The 19089-nt window shown below is 39.5% G+C and carries 13 protein-coding genes; 10 read left to right on the forward strand and 3 right to left on the reverse strand.

Annotated features, from left to right (window positions below):
* Window positions 1-423: 423 nt before the first annotated feature.
* Together OOZ15_RS05135 and OOZ15_RS05140 are read right to left on the reverse strand one after the other, a co-directional pair.
* Window positions 424-3669, reverse strand: coding sequence for a cytochrome c biogenesis protein (locus tag OOZ15_RS05135; protein ID WP_265954857.1), 3246 nt, complete (start codon window positions 3667-3669; stop codon window positions 424-426).
* A gap of 120 nt (window positions 3670-3789) precedes the next feature.
* Window positions 3790-4842, reverse strand: coding sequence for a hypothetical protein (locus tag OOZ15_RS05140; protein ID WP_265954858.1), 1053 nt, complete (start codon window positions 4840-4842; stop codon window positions 3790-3792).
* Window positions 4843-4983: 141 nt separating this feature from the next.
* On the opposite strand from OOZ15_RS05140, the gene OOZ15_RS05145 reads away from it, so the two are divergent.
* The 8 genes from OOZ15_RS05145 (at window position 4984) to tnpA (ending at window position 15589) form a co-directional block, all read left to right on the forward strand.
* Window positions 4984-5751 (forward strand): Rossmann-like and DUF2520 domain-containing protein, encoded by a 768-nt coding sequence (locus tag OOZ15_RS05145; RefSeq protein ID WP_265954859.1) that lies wholly within the window; start codon window positions 4984-4986, stop codon window positions 5749-5751.
* The gene (locus OOZ15_RS05150) at window positions 5732-6262 is read left to right on the forward strand and encodes a KdsC family phosphatase (protein WP_265954860.1); all 531 of its coding nucleotides are present in this window, start codon (window positions 5732-5734) and stop codon (window positions 6260-6262) included. Before OOZ15_RS05145 ends, OOZ15_RS05150 begins: the two co-directional genes overlap by 20 nt.
* Window positions 6263-6326: 64 nt before the next feature.
* Window positions 6327-6920 carry a Maf-like protein gene (locus OOZ15_RS05155; protein WP_265954862.1) on the forward strand — a complete coding sequence of 198 codons (594 nt, stop codon included), beginning with the start codon at window positions 6327-6329 and terminating at the stop codon, window positions 6918-6920.
* 219 nt (window positions 6921-7139) lie between these two features.
* A complete protein-coding gene (locus OOZ15_RS05160) occupies window positions 7140-9512 on the forward strand; it encodes a S9 family peptidase (protein ID WP_265954864.1) in 2373 nt (790 codons plus the stop codon).
* 110 nt (window positions 9513-9622) lie between these two features.
* Window positions 9623-12127 carry a PIG-L family deacetylase gene (locus OOZ15_RS05165; RefSeq protein ID WP_265954865.1) on the forward strand — a complete coding sequence of 835 codons (2505 nt, stop codon included), beginning with the start codon at window positions 9623-9625 and terminating at the stop codon, window positions 12125-12127.
* A 138-nt stretch (window positions 12128-12265) separates the two neighbouring features.
* On the forward strand, window positions 12266-13993 hold the full coding sequence (locus OOZ15_RS05170; protein ID WP_265954866.1) for a sodium:solute symporter family protein: 1728 nt from the start codon (window positions 12266-12268) through the stop codon (window positions 13991-13993).
* A complete protein-coding gene (locus OOZ15_RS05175) occupies window positions 13977-14963 on the forward strand; it encodes a Gfo/Idh/MocA family protein (protein ID WP_265954868.1) in 987 nt (328 codons plus the stop codon). Before OOZ15_RS05170 ends, OOZ15_RS05175 begins: the two co-directional genes overlap by 17 nt.
* A 170-nt stretch (window positions 14964-15133) precedes the next feature.
* Window positions 15134-15589 carry an IS200/IS605 family transposase gene (gene tnpA / locus OOZ15_RS05180; RefSeq protein ID WP_265954870.1) on the forward strand — a complete coding sequence of 152 codons (456 nt, stop codon included), beginning with the start codon at window positions 15134-15136 and terminating at the stop codon, window positions 15587-15589.
* A 624-nt stretch (window positions 15590-16213) separates the two neighbouring features.
* Here tnpA and OOZ15_RS05185 read toward each other — a convergent pair.
* Window positions 16214-17170, reverse strand: coding sequence for a PhoH family protein (locus tag OOZ15_RS05185; protein WP_265954872.1), 957 nt, complete (start codon window positions 17168-17170; stop codon window positions 16214-16216).
* A gap of 361 nt (window positions 17171-17531) precedes the next feature.
* Between OOZ15_RS05185 and OOZ15_RS05190 the strand changes: the two genes are divergently transcribed.
* Window positions 17532-18359 carry an SAM hydrolase/SAM-dependent halogenase family protein gene (locus OOZ15_RS05190; protein ID WP_265954874.1) on the forward strand — a complete coding sequence of 276 codons (828 nt, stop codon included), beginning with the start codon at window positions 17532-17534 and terminating at the stop codon, window positions 18357-18359.
* A 19-nt stretch (window positions 18360-18378) separates the two neighbouring features.
* The gene (gene gldF, locus OOZ15_RS05195) at window positions 18379-19086 is read left to right on the forward strand and encodes a gliding motility-associated ABC transporter permease subunit GldF (RefSeq protein WP_265954875.1); all 708 of its coding nucleotides are present in this window, start codon (window positions 18379-18381) and stop codon (window positions 19084-19086) included.
* Window positions 19087-19089 lie beyond the last annotated feature (3 nt).

Here is a 19089-nt window from a genome sequence, read left to right on the forward strand (position 1 = left end):
AATACATTAAAACTCAATTCCATCTGAAATAAATTTCACCTGTTCATTTTTTTATTCACCTCTTTTTTATTGTTTTTATAGGTGTTCATGATTGCTGTGCAATTCATTGATGAAAAAACCCTTCGGCTACGCTCAGGATAAACCAAGCCAAAAAAATCTAGGCTGGCGATAAAAACATAAGAAAATACTACAGAACCCACCGCCACAGATGAAAATAAACTCCCCAGACGCTTGCCAACGTCACGGCCAGTTCAATGTGCAGTCTGGGTCAAACAGATTTTCATCTTCAATCCCCCACTGCTTCCTTGATTTTCAATATTTTTATCGTAGGCCTAAGCCAAAACCACAAACATTGAAATTTCATCTAAAAATAGCTAGTTCAGTATATTCAATAGTTCAATAAAACGTCATAGAGGCTATTAATCAAATACCATTCTTTAATCCTGAGGAACCGTTTGTTTTATAATAATGCTTACGGTAGCGCCAATAGCTGACAGCTCCCAGCACGATAACAAACGCCACAGAATACCAAATAAAGGCCGGTGTTATCACTTTATCACCACTGGCGTAAGAATGCAGTCCGGAAAGGTAGAAATTCACCCCAAAATAGGTCATCATAATACTGGCATAAGCCACAATACTGGCAAAACTGAATGCCCATCGGCCTCTTAATCCCGGAACCAACCTCATGTGTACCACAAAAGCGTAGACCATAACACTAATCAACGCCCAGGTTTCTTTAGGATCCCAACCCCAATAGCGTCCCCAACTTTCGTTGGCCCATTGTCCTCCGAGAAATGTTCCGATAGCCAACATCACAATACCGACGGTTAGGACCAATTCATTTATAATAACAAGTTCCTGAATGCTCAATTCCATTTTAGCCTTGTTCTTTTTGGTCGTAAAAATCATCAGGAACAGTGTTACCACCCCAAGAATCATTCCCAAGGTAAAAGGTCCGTAGCTTCCCACAATAATGGCTACGTGGATCATAAGCCAATAACTATCCAACACCGGTTGCAGGTTGGCAATGGCCGGATCCAACCAATTCATATGCGCTCCAAAGAGGATAAGCGCCGTTACAAAAGCGGTCGCGGCAATGGTAAGGTCACTTTTTCTCGCGAATAGGAGTCCGAGTGCCATTGTACTCCAGGCCACATAAAGCACACTTTCATAGGCATCACTCCAAGGTGCATGTCCGCTGATATACCAGCGGGCAATCAATCCGGCTGTTTGCAGGATGAACATGATGAAGATGGCTATTTTACTAATGGTAATCAGGCTGCGGATTACTTTTGAGTCTTTAAATATCTGAGTAATGATAAATGCGAACATGACGATCCCTACAATCATATACCAAACCAACAATTCCTGGAAGATATTGATCTCATTATACATCACCTCCACTTTCACTTTAGTATCTGAAGGCAGCACCTCAGCACCATAATTTTGTTGGTTTTGCCTGAATGCTTTCAGTATTTTATCGGCTTGCGAATAATCTCCGGTAGCTTTAGCCTCTCGGAGTGCCATTACATAAAAAGGTAAGGATTTATCGATAAAATTGGCATAAAGGGAATCTTTTATCTGAACATCCCCTTTTTGATAATCGGTAGCCGAAATCCATTTGTTGTTTTTGTCATTGGGCAAAGGATACATTCTAAGGATCTCCCCTCCCAAAGCTTGATTGATCAATCCCAGTTTAAGGTCGAACTCCCTAAATGCTTTTTCAAATTGATTGGGTGTATTGGTTGCATAAGCATCCTGTAAATAGGGTGATAGTTTATAACTGGTACCTTCAAAGAAATCGATCGCCTTTACGTATTTCTGTTCCGAAGGCACATCGATAATAGTGCGGATACTGTCATTTTTCTTGGTGATATAAATGAATTCAACATTATACCACAAGGCAGGATTCTGGATCATGGAAAGCAAGGCCTGATTGGCATCCATCCCCTTGAAAGTGTCCGATTTTGTCAGTTTACGAAGTAATTCCGACGCAAAAGTGTTGACCGGCTTCATTCTCCCTTGGTCATCCTGAATGACCAATTTTCCAAACTTAGCCGCATGCTCTTTATTTACAATGGTGGTCTTCAAAACAGAATCCACCTGATGTCTTGTCGGTGCAGCGACATGAGTGTGTTCCTGTTGCCCTTGTTCCTGCTCGACTGTTTCATGTACATGTCCGTCTCCTTCTGTATGTACGTGTTCTTCTTGCGCCAGACCACTAAAAGCAGTAAACAGTACAGCAACGACAGTCAAAGCTGCTTTATTAGACTTTACTTTTTTAAGCATTTCGCCCAATTTCCTAAAACGGGTCTTGCCAAAGAACATGGTTCCAATAAGTCCCAAATACAACAAAGCATAACCGATATAAGTCACCCAGGTCCCCCAGAAATCGTGATTTACGGAAAGAATGGTTCCTTTTTCATCAGGGTCGAATCCAGACTGAAAAAAACGATAGCCTCCGTGATCCAAAATATGGTTCATATAAATATCATAATCGAAAGAGCGCGTATCGTTAACAGTAACTTTACTCTTAAAAGAAGAATATCCTTTTTCAGTTCCCGGATATTTTTCAGCAATAAAATCATTCAACTTGATACTGAATGGCAGTTGGTGCCTAATGGACCCGTAAGCCAAATGAAAATCGAGTCCGCCTACTTTTACAGTCTTCGGATCGTTGATATAGCCCATACCTCCCAACAAACGTACTTGTTTTGTCTCTCCGTTTGAGGAAACATCCAAAATAAGGGCATCTTGTATGTTTTCTCTTTTCTGCTCTGCTTCCACCACGCCATAGTGTCCTTTCACCACCGGATCGGGAAAAACAAACTGCATTCCCGCCGCATTGTAAAGTGATCTGTACATCAACTCCTGGACGCTGTCTTTTACAACCTCCCCTTGATGTTGATCGGCCATACGCATAAAAGTTCCTTCAAAAGGAGATTCAATCGTACTCACAGAATCATTTATGACAATATTAATGGCGCCCGGGGTTTGTTTATTAAAAGCAAACAAAACATTGTGGATACTAGCCACTTCAGCTTTTTTCAAATAGTGATCGTGCCTGTTCCCTCCTCCGGCTTCAACGATTTTCAGGTATTCTTCTCCGGTTTCATCTTCTATCAGGCCTTCTTCAGCGCCTTGAATAAACCCAGCATAAGAAATCGTAAACGGTTGTCCGTTAAAATCGAATTTCCAAGGAAGTGAGGCCTGTATGGCTTCAGGTGTGACTTTAATTTCATCCTGAAGGGGTTTACGTCTATCTTCCCCATTGATTTCCCCATCGACAAAAGCCGAAACATATTTTTCCCGTGTCAGGATATAATCAGCTGATTCACCTTCACGGATTGGCATAGAACCTTCAAAACTAAAATAGCGGGTGATAAACGCTCCGGAAATAATCAAAATAAAAGACAAGTGCAGCATCAAAATCGGCCACTGCCCTATTTTTAATAAATTGTATCGTTTTATATTTCCGATGAAATTGACAACAAAAAGCAGCATCATCGCCTCAAACCACCAGGTGTCATAAATCCATATCATGGCGGTTTCCGTGCTGTACCAAGTTTCTATAAATGTACCAAACGCCATAGCCGTTGCAAAAGCAACAAAAAGTATGGCCATCAAACGTGTAGAAAAAATGAATTTTTTAAGGGAATCTAACATCGGAATGTTCTATTTTTAGCAGTTAAATTTCAGTCCGCAAAAATAATGTGTTTTTGCGACTTAAAGCGTTAATTTTGGATATTATTAAGATATGACTCCCCTTCGAGTATTTTTAAATCATTATAATGCTACTTTTATTTCTTTTTCTGTTCCAAACACCAGTTTGTACAGTATAAAAGTGTTCTCTACGGGCGCCGGACTCAATAGAACAACATATTCATTCTGGTCTTCCAATTCCTTAAACTCTTCATAAGGCAGCAATTCTTTATACTCTTCTATTGTAATATCCAGGTGGTTTTTAAAAATCTTATAATTATCCTCAAAAATTTCAATTTTGTCGAATGGTAAGACTTCAACATCCTTATATCTCTCGTCTTTTTCCTTTAATTCGGCTAATTCGGTTGCGGAATAAGGTACTTGTCGGTGTTTACCGTCTTCAGAAAGGTTAATCAATTCAATATTCATTATTTCCTCTTCTGCCTCTTCGGTCAGTTCATCTATAACAACCTTATTTTGGAAAATATCTATCAGAAGGTATTCATTTCCTCCTAATTTGAATTTCTTCCCAATATCTTGTTTTGACAACTCAACCGTTTCATATCCCGTCATAAACTGAACAGCATATTCTGCGCTGCCTGTGACATCATTCACATTTTGAATTTCGCTTAAAATCTCGTTTCGTAAACTTAAAGAGCGATAATCATCATTCGAAGTTTCCTCGTTTATATCGAAGAAGTTATTATCGCCTTCATAAACTGTAACCCCCTCTATTTCCTGAATCTCAACCGGAACATCCTTTTCATATATTTTGGTATCGATTAATGAAACTTCTACACCATCGACCATTCCATCACCCTCTCCCAAGCGTGGAAATTCGGCCTTCAACATCAAATTCTTCCATATCAACCCGTATTCAATTTTAATCACAGCATTTTTTTGCAATGAATCCAATATGGAATTAATAGTCTCTGAGGAAATCACATTAGCTCCAAATTCTTCATTAATATCAATAGGCACTTCTTTATATGCGTATGTGGGTTCTTTAAATACTTCTTTATTCATCTCAAAGAAAAAAGAATATATCATTTTTATTTCTTCTTCTGAAGTTTCCTCTTGAGAGAATCCATAATTACATATCATAAAAATGAGTATTGCAGGTATTAGTTTTTTCATGCTTACTATATTTGTTTGACTAAACGATTTATGGAACTGATTTCAACCAGTTCATGATATCAAATATAAACGTTAATTTATATTCTACATGTTTTATTTAGCTGAAATCAATAACTCAATATCATTCCGTAATTTAGCAGCATGTTAAACACTGTTCTACTTGGAGGAGGGAATATAGCCCATCATTTGTTTGTTGTTATACGCGAACTTACATCTGTTAACTTGATTCAATGTTACAACAGAAATATCGAGGCTATCAAAAGTTTCGAGAAACACCTAGAAATAACAGACGACCTCAATAAACTGAAAGATGCCGATCTGTACATCATTGCAGTAAGCGATAACGCCATTGCAGAGGTTTCTGCAACGCTTCCCTTTTCCGACAGACTTGTAGTTCACACCTCCGGAAGTATGCCCATGAACGAGTTGGCCGAAAAGAACAGAAGAGGTGTTTTTTATCCGCTTCAGACTTTCAGCAAAGAAAAGCCGGTGGATTTTTCAGAAATCCCCATTTGCCTTGAAGCTGAAAACCAAAAAGACTTGAATACCCTCAAAACATTAGCCAATGCCCTTTCTGATAAAGTTTATGAAATGAATTCCCATCAGCGGAAAACCCTACATATCGCTGCAGTTTTTGTCAATAATTTTGTGAATCACCTGTATTACATCGGAAACGATTTGTGTGAAAAAGACAAGATTCCGTTCGAGATTCTTCATCCGTTAATCAAGGAGACTTCAGAAAAACTAATGAAAGTAAATCCGAAAGAAGCACAAACCGGTCCGGCTATCAGAAACGATATAAAAACCATAAATTCGCATCTCGATCAAATCGAAAACAACGCATATAAAGACATCTATAAAATATTAACAGCATCTATTATAAACACCTATGGAAGAGAAGAGTTATAAAGAATACCTTGAACATATCACTACTTTTGTTTTTGACGTCGATGGTGTATTGACAGACGGCACCATGGTTATCACTACCGACGGACATATGTTACGCAACATGAACGTTAAAGACGGTTATGCGATGAAAACTGCTATCGACAAAGGCTATAACATCTGCATTATTTCCGGTGGGAAGAACGAAGGCGTACGACAACGCCTACGCGGACTCGGAATCACGGATATTCACCTAGGTGCAAGCGATAAGGTTAGCGATCTAGAGGAATATTTTGATGTCTACAATATTAAGTCCGAAAACGTGCTCTATATGGGTGACGATATCCCTGATTATCACGTCATGAAAATGGTAGGTATGCCTTGCTGTCCTAACGATGCCGTTGCCGAGATCAAGGAAATTTCAAAATACATTTCCCATAAACAAGGCGGTAAAGGTTGTGTAAGGGATGTTATAGAACAGGTATTGAAAGTACAAGGCAAATGGAATAATAGCTTTGATGCTACGATTGAGTAAAATTCCAAATTCCAAGCACTAAATTCCAACAACGAACAACCAACAACTATCAACAAAATCCTCCATGCTACTCAACGAACAATTAAAAAAACACCATATCATTTTGGCTTCGGGTTCGCCGAGAAGGCAACAGTTCTTCAAAGAACTCGGCCTCGATTTTGAAGTACGTTTAAAAAAAGTAGAAGAGGTCTACCCCAAACGTCTCTTTAAATATGAGATTTCCGATTATCTGGCACAACTAAAAGCCTTGCCATTCAAAGAAGAGTTGAAGGAAAGTGATATCCTGATCACTTCAGATACCATTGTTTGGCATGAAAACAAGGCTTTAGGAAAACCAAAAAGTAAAGAAGAGGCCATCAAAATGCTGGAATCGCTCTCCGGACAAATGCACGAAGTGATTACTTCAGTTTGTTTTACTACCTCGAGATTGGAAAAAACTATCAATCATATTACCAAAGTCTTTTTTAAGGAATTGACAGCTGAAGAAATTGATTATTACGTAACAAATTATAAACCCTTTGACAAAGCCGGTGCCTATGGCATTCAGGAATGGATCGGACAAATCGGTATCAAAAAAATAGAGGGATCATACTTTAATGTGGTCGGACTACCGGTTTATGAGGTGTACAGAACCCTCAACAGCTTGGTGAATCCATAACAAAGAGATTGTCTAAAAAGCCCTTGGTGAATTTGATTTGTCACCCTGAGTTTGTCGAAGGGCTATCGAAAGGCTGTCGAAGACATATTGAATTTCATAAACTATACTTCGACAAGTTCAGTATGACATCTAAATTGGCAGACAGCCTCTTATGAGTAGTAATTTTCAATAAAAAAAATTCATGTACTTTTGAGGGGTAATCTAATCTCAAACAGGAACATGAAGCAACTTTTACTTCTCAGCAGTCTTTTTTCACTGCTCACACTACATTGTTTTGCTCAAAAAGGCAACCTTTCCACCCTATCTATTGAACAAATCATGCAAGGTGATGATTTTGTAGGCCACCTTCCCTCTGATGTTTATTGGTCTGAAGACGGAAACACTATTTATTTTCAGTGGAATCCTGAAAAAGCTTATAGCGATTCGTTGTATGCCTACAACCTGAAAACGGAAAAGATCGATAAGGCTGATTTTGAAACCGAATACAATCTGCCATCCCCCTATGCGAAATACAATGCTGACCACACCAAAAAAGTATACAGCAAACACGGCAATATTTTTTTGTTCGACATAAAAACAAACAAACCCCTTCAAATTACCGATACCAAAGAACGTGAGAGCAGTCCGTATTTCATCAAAAACGAAACACAGATCGCTTATAGAAAAGACGACAATATTTATACTTGGGACATCAGTTCGGGTGTAACCGTACAAATAACCGATTTTACCAATAAAAAAGACAGACCAAAGCAAAGAGACAGCCGGGAGGAATGGCTCTACAACGATCAGCTAGCACTCTTTGATGTGCTTCGCGAGCGCAAGACCAAAAATGATATGCATGACAAACTCATGGAACGTTATGATGAAAAAGCCCCGCTTCCCATTCAAAAAGATGGAAAATCTGTTTTTAATCAAAAAATAAGTCCCGACGGTAAATTCGTCACCTTCCTGACTACAGAACGTTCGAAAAATAAAAGGACGATCGTTCCACATTACGTTACCGAATCGGGTTATACCGAGAGTCAGAACACACGCTCTAAAGTGGGTAATAAGCCCACCAAATATGAAATGTCTATCTACAACGTGAAAAAAAAAGAGGTCTATCCAGTGGTATTGGACAATCTTGAAGGACTGGATTATGTTCCGGAATACACCAAAGATTATCCAAACAAGACCTATGAAAACGACGATCGGATTGGTTATATCAGTGGTCCGTACTGGAATGATAAAGGTACCAAAGCTGTTCTCGATATCAACTCCAACGACTATAAAGACCGTTGGATCGTTCTTTTGGATGCCGAAAACGGAACCGTCACCAATCTGGATCATCAACACGATAAAGCCTGGATTGCCGGTCCCGGAATTGGAGGTTGGCGAGGTGGAAGCTTGGGATGGATGCCCGATGATAAAAACATCTGGTTTATGTCTGAAAAAACAGGTTATTCCCATCTTTACAGTATGAATGTCTCCTCCAAAAAAGCAAAGGCACTTACTTCAGGCGAGTTTGAAATCTACGATCCGAAAATATCAAAAGACAAAAAACGCTGGTATTTTGCGTCCAACAAAACCCATCCTGGCGACCGTCAGTTTTACAGCATGCCACTGAAGGGAGGGGAATTTCAACAACTTACCGAAATGACCGGAAAGAATGATGTAAGCCTTTCTCCGGATGAAAAACAAATGGCCATTCTGCATTCATACAGTAACAAACCAACGGAGTTGTATCTGCAATCCAATCCGTTGACATCCAAAACAAAACCGGCGCAACAAATTACGCATTCTACTACAGAAGATTTTCAATCATACAACTGGAAAGATCCCGAAATCATTACCTTCAAAGCAGATGACGACGCAAAGGTGTATGCAAGGCTCTATCAACCAAAATCTGATGTAAAGAACAACGCGGCTGTTATTTTTGTACACGGGGCGGGATATCTGCAGAACGCCCACAAATGGTGGAGTTCCTATTTTAGGGAATACATGTTCCACAACCTATTGGTGGACAACGGATATACCGTTCTGGATATTGATTACCGGGGAAGTGCCGGTTACGGACGTGACTGGCGTACCGGAATTTACCGCCATATGGGTGGAAAAGATCTTTCTGATCAAGTAGACGGAGTCGAATACCTCATTAGCAATTATGGAATAGACAAAGAGAAGGTCGGGATTTACGGAGGATCCTATGGAGGTTTTATCACCCTGATGGGGATGTTCAGTGCCGCTGATACTTTCAGTGCCGGAGCAGCCATTCGCTCGGTTGGCGACTGGACCGCATACAATCATGGCTACACCGCCCGTATTTTAAACACCCCCGCAACAGATAGTCTGGCTTACCGCAGAAGTTCGCCTATTTATTTTGCTGATGGCTTAAAAGGTGACCTGTTGATTTTGCACGGTATGATCGATGATAACGTACACTTTCAGGATATGGTGCGTTTGTCACAACGCCTCATCGAACTCGGAAAAGAAAATTGGGAAATGACCGTCTATCCGGTAGAAAGACATAGTTTTGTTGAACCCAGCAGTTGGACAGACGAATACACCCGTATTTTTAAGCTGTTTCAAAAAAGCCTGCTGAATAAAGAATGAGGTTATTCAGAACAGTTAAGGTTGATAAGTTATTGATATTTAACTTTTGAAATATCCCATAAAACCATTTCTTTTTTATATTTGAAGCTATGCACCTTAAACTTCCCTTTATGCAAAGAGTTTTGTTCTTTTTTTTGATTGGATGTATATGTCTGTTTTCCGGTTATTCCCAAAAACCGAAAACCTATACATCTTCTGATATTTATCAAGCTGTTCAAAAACTGAACTTTCTCGGGACGGCCTTATATATTGCCGCACATCCCGACGATGAAAATACCAGATTGATCTCCTATTTATCAAATGATATAAAAGCGAGAACTGCCTATCTCTCCTTGACCAGAGGGGATGGCGGACAAAACCTTATCGGTCCAGAACTTCGGGAGCTGCTTGGTGTTTTAAGAACACAAGAATTGCTTGCAGCAAGAAGTGTAGATGGTGGGGAACAGTTTTTTTCACGGGCAAACGATTTCGGGTATTCAAAACATCCCGATGAGACCCTTGAAATATGGAACAAAGACGAAGTTTTGTCCGATGTAGTTCGGGTCATTCGAAATTTCAGACCCGATGTGATCATCAACCGGTTTGACCACCGATCTCCGGGGAGTACACACGGACATCACACTTCTTCAGCTATATTGAGTTTTGAAGCTTTCGACCTTGCCGGAAAAGAAACCGCTTATCCTGATCAGCTTAAACAAACGGACGTTTGGCAACCGAAACGCTTGTTTTTCAACACATCCTGGTGGTTTTATGGAAGTCGTGAAAACTTTGAGAAAGCCGACAAATCAAAACTACTTCAATTTGATATCGGCACCTACTACCCTATTTTTGGGAAAAGCAACAATGAAATCGCCTCCATAGCCAGGAGTCAGCATTTAAGTCAAGGCTTTGGTAGGACTTCTTCCCGCGGAACCGAACAGGAATATATCGAACTGCTGAAAGGTGACCTTCCGAAGAGCAACAACATCTTTGAAGGCATCAACACTACGTGGACACGGATAAAGGGCGGGAAAGCCATTCAAAATATCCTTGAAAAAGTAGAAACGGAATTCAATTTCAAAAATCCTTCTGCTCACATTCCGCAGTTATTGGAGACCTATCAGCTTATAAATTCGTTAGACGATTCCTATTGGCGAGAAGTTAAACTTAAAGAGATCAAAGCAATTATAGAGGCCTGTAGCGGACTTTTTATTGAAGCCAATACTCAAAATGCATCGGCTGTACCGGGAGAAAACATAACGATAGCCGTCAATGCCATAAACCGTTCTGATGTGGACATGGTATTGAAATCAGTAAAAACAAACCCATCAAACAGTCTGCATCCACTGAATAAAAAACTAAGTAATAACCAGCCTTTTTCATCAGAAATAAACATTAACATCCCCGACAACAGCAAATACACGACCCCCTATTGGCTTGCTGACAAGGGTAGTTTAGGGATGTATTCAGCATCGAAAGAACTACGAGGTAAACCACAAACACCACGATTGGTCAAAGCTACTTTTCTTTTGGAAGTTCTCGGAGTTGAAATTCCTTTTGAAAAGGACATTGCTTACAAATTTTCAAAACCGGACAAAGGAGAGGTCTATCAACCTTTTGAAATACTTCCTCCGGTTTCAGCGGCGATTGATAATGAGGTTATTATTTTTTCAGATGAACACGCCAAGGAAATTCCCGTGACCATTACCTCAGGAAAAGATAATATATCGGGATCGGTTACGCTTGCTCATCAAAACGGATGGAAAATAAGCCCGGAAAGTTTTGATTTTTCCATCGCAAATAAGGGAGATACAAAAACTGTAAGATTTACCGTTACCCCGCCCAATAACGAAAGTAAAATCAGCATCACTCCAACGGTTTCCTTAAACGGGAAAAAATACGACAAAAAACTGGTGTATATCGATTATACACATATCCCGAAACAATCAGTTTTATTGCCTTCGGAAGCACATCTGGTGCGTTTGAACATTAAAAAATCCGGAGAAAACATCGGGTATATTGTAGGAGCCGGTGATGTTGTTCCTGAAAGTTTACGCCAAATAGGCTATAATGTAACCACCATCCTGCCTGAAGCTATCAACAGCGGACTTCTAAAACGTTTTGATGCAGTTGTTGTAGGTATCAGGGCCTATAATGTAAGTGAAAGTATTGCATTCAAACAAGATATACTCTTCGATTACATCAAGCAAGGAGGTAATCTCATTGTTCAGTACAATACTGCCAGCAGGAACGTAAGGGAAATGAATGACTTGGCACCTTATTTGATGCAATTATCGAGAGATCGGGTCACCGATGAAAACGCCGAAGTCAGCTTTAACGCCAAAGACCACCCTGTATTAAACACCCCAAACAAAATAACAAAAACAGATTTTGATGGTTGGGCACAAGAGCGTGGGCTTTACTTCCCTGATAAGTGGGGCAAAGAATTTACCGCTGTACTTTCTATGCGCGACAAAGGAGAAAGTAAAAAGGACGGTAGCCTTTTGGTCGCTCCATACGGAAAAGGTTATTATATTTATACCGGATTGAGTTTTTTCAGGGAATTACCCGCCGGGGTTCCGGGAGCATATAAATTATTTGCCAATATGCTCTCCATGGGGAAAAATGAAAACTAAAAACAAATCATATTTAAAGGGTAAATTATGCTGAACAAGTTTATTTGGAAAAGAGAATACACCATAGTGCTCATTATGAATGTGCTCTACATTTTTATTTTTTTCCTGATTATGATCTCCAATAAATAAACCCCGCTTATGGAACTGATCGATTGGATTGTCTTAATAGGAACCCTATTATTTATTGTAGGCTACGGTTATTGGCGTACCAAAGGAAGTAAAAACGTAAGCGATTATGTCCTTGGAGGCAAAGAAGCCCAATGGTGGACCGTGGGACTCTCTGTGATGGCTACACAAGCTAGTGCCATTACCTTCCTGTCTACTCCGGGACAAGCATTTCATGACGGTATGGGATTTGTGCAGTTCTATTTCGGATTGCCGCTCGCTATGGTGATCATTTGTATTGTTTTCATTCCGATTTATCACAGACTCAAAGTTTACACCGCCTATCAATTCCTCGAGAAAAGATTCGACCGAAAAACCCGATCGCTAGCTGCGATACTCTTTTTAATACAACGTGGTTTAGCTGCCGGAATTACCATCTACGCTCCGTCTATCATTCTATCTGCCGTTTTGGGATGGGATCTTAAAACCCTTAACATCATCATCGGTATTCTGGTGATCATCTATACAGTTTCAGGAGGAACAAAAGCCGTAAACGTCACACAAAAACAACAAATGTTTGTGATCATGACCGGAATGTTTGCCGCCTTTTTTTTGGTGCTAAGCTACCTTCCAGATGATATTTCCTTCGGAAAGGCAATGAAAATAGCCGGGGCAAACGACAAATTGAATATTCTCGACTTTTCGTTGGACACCAAAAGTCGTTACACATTTTGGAGTGGGATTACAGGGGGACTCTTTTTAGCACTTGCCTATTTCGGTACAGATCAAAGTCAGGTGCAGCGTTACCTTTCGGGAAAATCGGTGCGGGAAAGTCAGTTGGGGCTTGTTTTCAACGGACTCTTTAAAGTGCCCATGCAGTTTTTTATCCTTCTTGTAGGGGTGATGGTCTTTGTGTTTTATCAATACAACCATTCTCCACTCAATTTCAATCCTTCCGCAGTAGAAGCCGTAGAACAGTCGGAATATGCTGAAGAGTATCACCAATTGGAAATACAACATCTAGCATTGGAAAAACAGAAGAAAATGGCTCAGGAACATTTCTCTGCCGTACTCGACGTGAAGGACTACAATCTTATCATGGCTGCCAAAAGGAATATTAAGGATATCAATATAAAAGAACGGGAAAGGAGAAAAGAGGTCAGCGCTCTCATAGAAAAAGTAGATGAAGACCTGGAAACCAACGACAAAGACTATGTTTTTATTCATTTTATACTGAACAACATTCCTACCGGACTTATGGGCTTGCTGCTGGCCGTTATATTTTCGGCAGCCATGTCGTCCACCGCTTCTGAATTGAATGCCTTGGGCACCATTACCACTATCGATCTCTTCCGAAGAGCTAAAAAAGAAGAACGGAATGATAAATACTACCTTAATGCCACGCGTTGGTTCACTTTGGGCTGGGGAATCATAGCCATTCTTTTTGCTAATTTTGCTTCCTTGCTTGACAACCTCATTCAACTGGTGAATATCATAGGTTCTATATTTTACGGTAATGTTTTGGGGATCTTCCTCATTGCATTCTTTATAAAATTCATTCGTGGAAATGCCGTTTTCCTCAGTGCCATTATCACACAATTTATTGTTATCCTAATCTATTATTTCGCTATTTACAGATATGGGGACGGAAACGAAAAACTAGGGTATCTGTGGCTCAATTTTATAGGTTGTGCTATGGTGATCCTTATTGCAATCATTTTTGAAACTATCAACCGGACAACCAATGCCATCAAACGATAAAAAAATAAAATGGGGTATTTTGGCCCCGGGGCGAATCGCCCAATCTTTTGCCCAAGATCTGCTAAGTATAAATGATGCTGAACTCCATGCTGTGGCTTCAAGGGATTTGAAAAAGGCTGAAGCTTTCAACCAAACATACCAAGGTCAGGTTGCCTATGGTGATTATCAATCGCTAATGAAAGATCCTTTGGTAGATGCCATCTATATTGCAACACCACATGCTTTCCACAAAACATACACCCTTGATTGTTTAGAACACGGAAAAGCGGTTTTGTGTGAAAAACCCTTAGGACTCAATAGTGCGGAAGTTGAAGAGATGCTTCAAAAAGCCAAAGAAAAGAATGTGCTGCTCATGGAAGCACTGTGGACTTATTTCTTACCACATTATCAACATCTGCTTGACTTTTTAAAAAAAGGTAGCTACGGAAAAGTATTAAGTGTGGAAGCCGACTTCGGATTTTATCGGGATTTTGACCCTAACGGACGCCTATTTGATAAAAAACTAGGCGGTGGAAGCCTACTCGATATTGGTATCTATCCTATTTTTGCTGCTTTGTCCATTTTAGGAATGCCCGATGAGATTAAGGCCAAGGCCACTTTTTTTAAAAGCGGTGCTGACTCTTCTTGTGATATGGAATTCAACTATAAAAATGGAGCGATAGCCAAGCTTAAATCCACACTGCTGAAGGAAACACCCACAACAGCCGTGATCACATGTGAAAAAGGAAGCATCAAACTGAATACACAATTCCACAGACCGACTTCTATCTGCTTTACCGATGCCAGTGGTAAGGAAGATACCATCGATTTTGGCGTAACTACCAAAGGTTACAATTATGAAACTATGCATTTTAACGAACTCATACGTGATGGCAAAACTGAAAGTCCGATTATGCCCCACGAGTTCAGTAGGAAATTGATGCAGCTCATGGACGAAGTGAAGGAAATTATTGGATTGAGGTATTATTAGACGGAAGACCGAAGTCGGGAGTCGGAAGTAAAATCAGCCCCCATTAGGGGCGTAATATTAATAGCAAAACAAATAAACACAGACCGAACCAGCCCCGTAGGGGGTGCAATATTAATAGCAACCACATACAACACCAACCAAACCAAGCTCCGTAGGAGCGTAATATTAAAATGGCTAATACCTACACACAAATCTATTTTCATATTGTTTTTGCCGTAAAAGGAAGAGATAATTTAATTTCAGAAAGTTGGAAAGCTGAATTATACAAATACATTACAGGAATTATTTCCAATAAAAACCAAAAATTAATGATTATCAATGGAATGCCTGATCACATTCATATTTTATTAGGAACAAAACCCAACTGTAATTTATCTGATTTGGTACGTGATATAAAAGCCTATTCATCAAGATGGGTAAACGAGAATAAATACGTGAACGGAAAATTTGAATGGCAAACAGGTTTTGGTGCATTTTCAATTGGACAATCACAATTGCCGAGAATTATCAATTACATTAAAAATCAAGAAGAACATCATAAGAAAAAATCGTTTCGGGAGGAATACATTGAATTTCTGAAGGATTATGAAATTGATTATAATGATGATTATATTTTTTCGGAATAATTCTTCGATTAATATAATATTGCGTTATTAACATTACGCTCCTACGGAGCTTGTATCGGATTTTGGAATCATATCATTCTATTAATATTGCGCTCCTAACGGAGCTTTTAAACTGTTCCATTGAGTTCTCATGGTTAATAGACAGAAGTCCTCCTTCCGACTCCTCCAAAGGAGGAGAGTAGGCAATCGCCATAAGTATATTGAAGACCGATCAACCAAGTTCCGTTAGGGTCTGATGGTTAATTTATTAATATTGCGCCCCTAGCGGGGCTACTACCAAATTCCAATCAAAAATAAAAAAGGGAGAACTTTAAAATCCTCCCCCTATATATTCTTTACTGATTTCTTATCTTCTTAATTTCCAAAGTAATTCACATACTTTCGCTATTGTCCCAGCGCGAATTCCCTGGCACTTTGTGCTCCGTAAACCTTTTTCATTTGTTCGGGAGCGTGACTTGAAGAACCTCTGGCATATATTCCTCCGTAAGTAACGCCACAACTCATTAAACTAAACAAACACAAAATCACTCCTAATATATACAGCTCTTTTTATGATTCTCAATTTTAAGTTAATACACTTACATGACAACAAGCACCATGTCAACACACATAACTAGATGATAATCAAGTGTTATTATGCTCTATTTTTTTATAGGAAGCGATAATATTTCTAACCAATCGGTGACGGATCACATCTTTGTCATCCAAATACAAAATACCAATGCCTTTTATGTCTTTGAGTACCAAAAGGGCTTCTTTTAATCCTGAGGTTACACGTCGTGGAAGGTCTATCTGTCCGGGATCACCAGTGATAATAAATTTGGCATTTTTTCCCATTCGTGTCAGGAACATTTTCATCTGGGCGTGTGTGGTGTTTTGAGCTTCATCGAGAATCACAAAAGCATTGTCGAGGGTTCGTCCACGCATAAACGCCATGGGCGCAATTTGTATGATTCCATGTTCAATATAATTCTGCAATTTTTCCGCAGGGATCATATCGCGTAGCGCATCATAAAGTGGTTGCATATACGGATCGAGCTTTTCTTTCAGGTCACCTGGTAGAAATCCGAGGTTCTCCCCTGCTTCCACCGCAGGTCTTGTCAATATGATCCGTCGTACTTGCTTTTCTTTCAAGGCTTTGACCGCCAAAGCCACACCTGTATAGGTTTTTCCGGTTCCGGCAGGACCGATGGCAAAGACCATATCGTTCTTTTTCATCATTTCCACCAATTTCTGCTGATTAACAGTTTGCGCTTTGATCAAACGTCCATTTGTACCGTGAAGCAATACTTCTCCATTAAGTTGGGCGTCAATAAGATCCTGTCCGCTATCACTCGAAAGTACATGCTCGATGGTATTTTCATCCAACTTGTTGTATTTCCCAAAATGGGTCACTAACATATCGAGTCGTTTGTCAAATTCCTCCAGCAATTCTTCATCCCCATAGGCTTTGATCTTATTGCCCCGGGCAACAATCTTCAGTTTTGGATAATACTTTTTAAGAAGTTCTATATTAGCATTTCGGGTTCCAAAAAAGTCTTTTGGATTGATTTCAGTGAGTTCGATTATAAGTTCGTTCAAAAGCTAAAGTTTAAGTGAGTACTCTTCATCATGTCATCTGTTTAACAGTATGTATTAAAATACGTAATATTCATTTATTTTTCAGCAGATTTCTGACATAAAAAATTAAAATTATTAACAACCATAAACAAATTTTAGTTTCATTTCCTGCCTGTTCAGTAGGCGGGCAGGAAAACCCTCCTTCCGTCACGCAAGTTTTACCAATTTCCTTCATTCATGCATTCTCATCATTTTAAATGAAAAAATTTAATGTACTTTTGTGCAAGGTATTTGCTTAAATCTTGTATTTGTTATAGTTTCCTAACAAACTTAAGCAAAAAATCACTTTCTTAAATTAAAAAAACATCAACATTTTTAATAAATGGCAATAATTACTTTAACTACAGATTTTGGTGAGCGGGATCATTTTGTAGGTGCCATTAAAGGTTTTATTCTTAGTGAGATAGAAGATGCCAACATTGTTGATATTTCCCATTTGGTGAGTCCGTTTAATATTGTGGAAGCTGCTTATATCATAGGAAATGCCTATAAAACCTTTCCAAAAGGAAGTATTCATATTATAGGTGTTGATTCTGAACTCACTCCGGTGAACAAACATGTGGCTGTAGCCATCGACGGGCATTTCTTTATCGGTGCCGACAACGGTATTCTTTCTTTTTTGGCCAATGAGGTCAATCCGGAGAAGATCGTAGAAATCAATATTCACGACCGTATCAAGAGTGTTTTTCCCGTATTGGATGTTTTTGTGAAAGTAGCCGGACACATTTCCAGGGGCGGTACTCTGGAAGTCATTGGGAAAGCTATCAAAAAACTGAAAATGCCTAAAGGGCTCTCGCCTATTATCAACAACGAGGAAAACCAAATAACCGGTAGCGTTATCTATATCGACAACTACGGAAATGTGGTGACCAATATTTCCAAGCGTTTGTTTGAAACCTATAAACGGGGAAGAGGTTTTGAATTATGGGCACGTAATCATAAATTTACAAACGTTTATCACAAATACAGTGACGTGGTTAACTTCGATACGGAGTCTGTCAACAAAAAAGACGGGGAGAAACTGGCCATATTCAATTCGGCTTCGCTGATTGAACTCGCCATCTACCGAAGTAACCTGGATACTGTGGGTGGTGCCTCTACCCTTTTGGGATTGAAATACAGAGACCCTATTACCATTAATTTTATATAACTTTAAACAAAAACAGCTTGTGTTTGCTATTATAAAACGAGAAATAAACAGCTTTTTTTCAACGCCCATCGCCTACTTGGTCATCGGATTGTTTTTAGTACTAAGCGGTCTCTTTCTTTGGGTCTTTAAAGGTGAATTCAATATTCCAGAAAGCGGTTTTGCCGACCTCTATCCGTTTTTTCAGTTGGCGCCATGGATCTTGCTTTTCCTCATTCCTGCCGTGACCATGAAAACCTTTTCTGAAGAAAAGAAAATGGGTACTTTGGAGTTGCTCCTCACCCGCCCTGTCAACAAACGCCAAATTGTTTTCGGAAAGTTTTTCGGTGCTTTTATCTTAGCCATTATTGCGCTCATTCCAACCCTTTTGTATGTGGTTTCCATTTGGAATCTCGCCAGCCCCGTTGGAAATATCGATATGGGTAGTATAACAGGGTCATATATCGGTCTCATATTCCTGATCGCTTCCTATACCGCTATTGGAGTCTTTACCTCTTCCGTTACCGAGAACCAAATCATTGCTTTTATGGGGGCTGTGTTATTGTGTTTCTCATTCTATTACGGATTTTCGGGGTTTTCTACTGTTGAAGGACTCTCGTTTATGGAAAATCTAAGCCTGAAATATCATTTTGACAGCATCGCCCGGGGGGTAATCGACCTTAGGAACATTGTCTATTTCGTTAGCGTTTCGGCCTTTTTCCTCGTATTAACTATTTTTAACCTGAAATAAAAA

Origin of the sequence: Galbibacter kalidii, assembly GCF_026241135.1 — a bacterium.
Classification (GTDB): Bacteria; Bacteroidota; Bacteroidia; order Flavobacteriales; family Flavobacteriaceae; genus Galbibacter.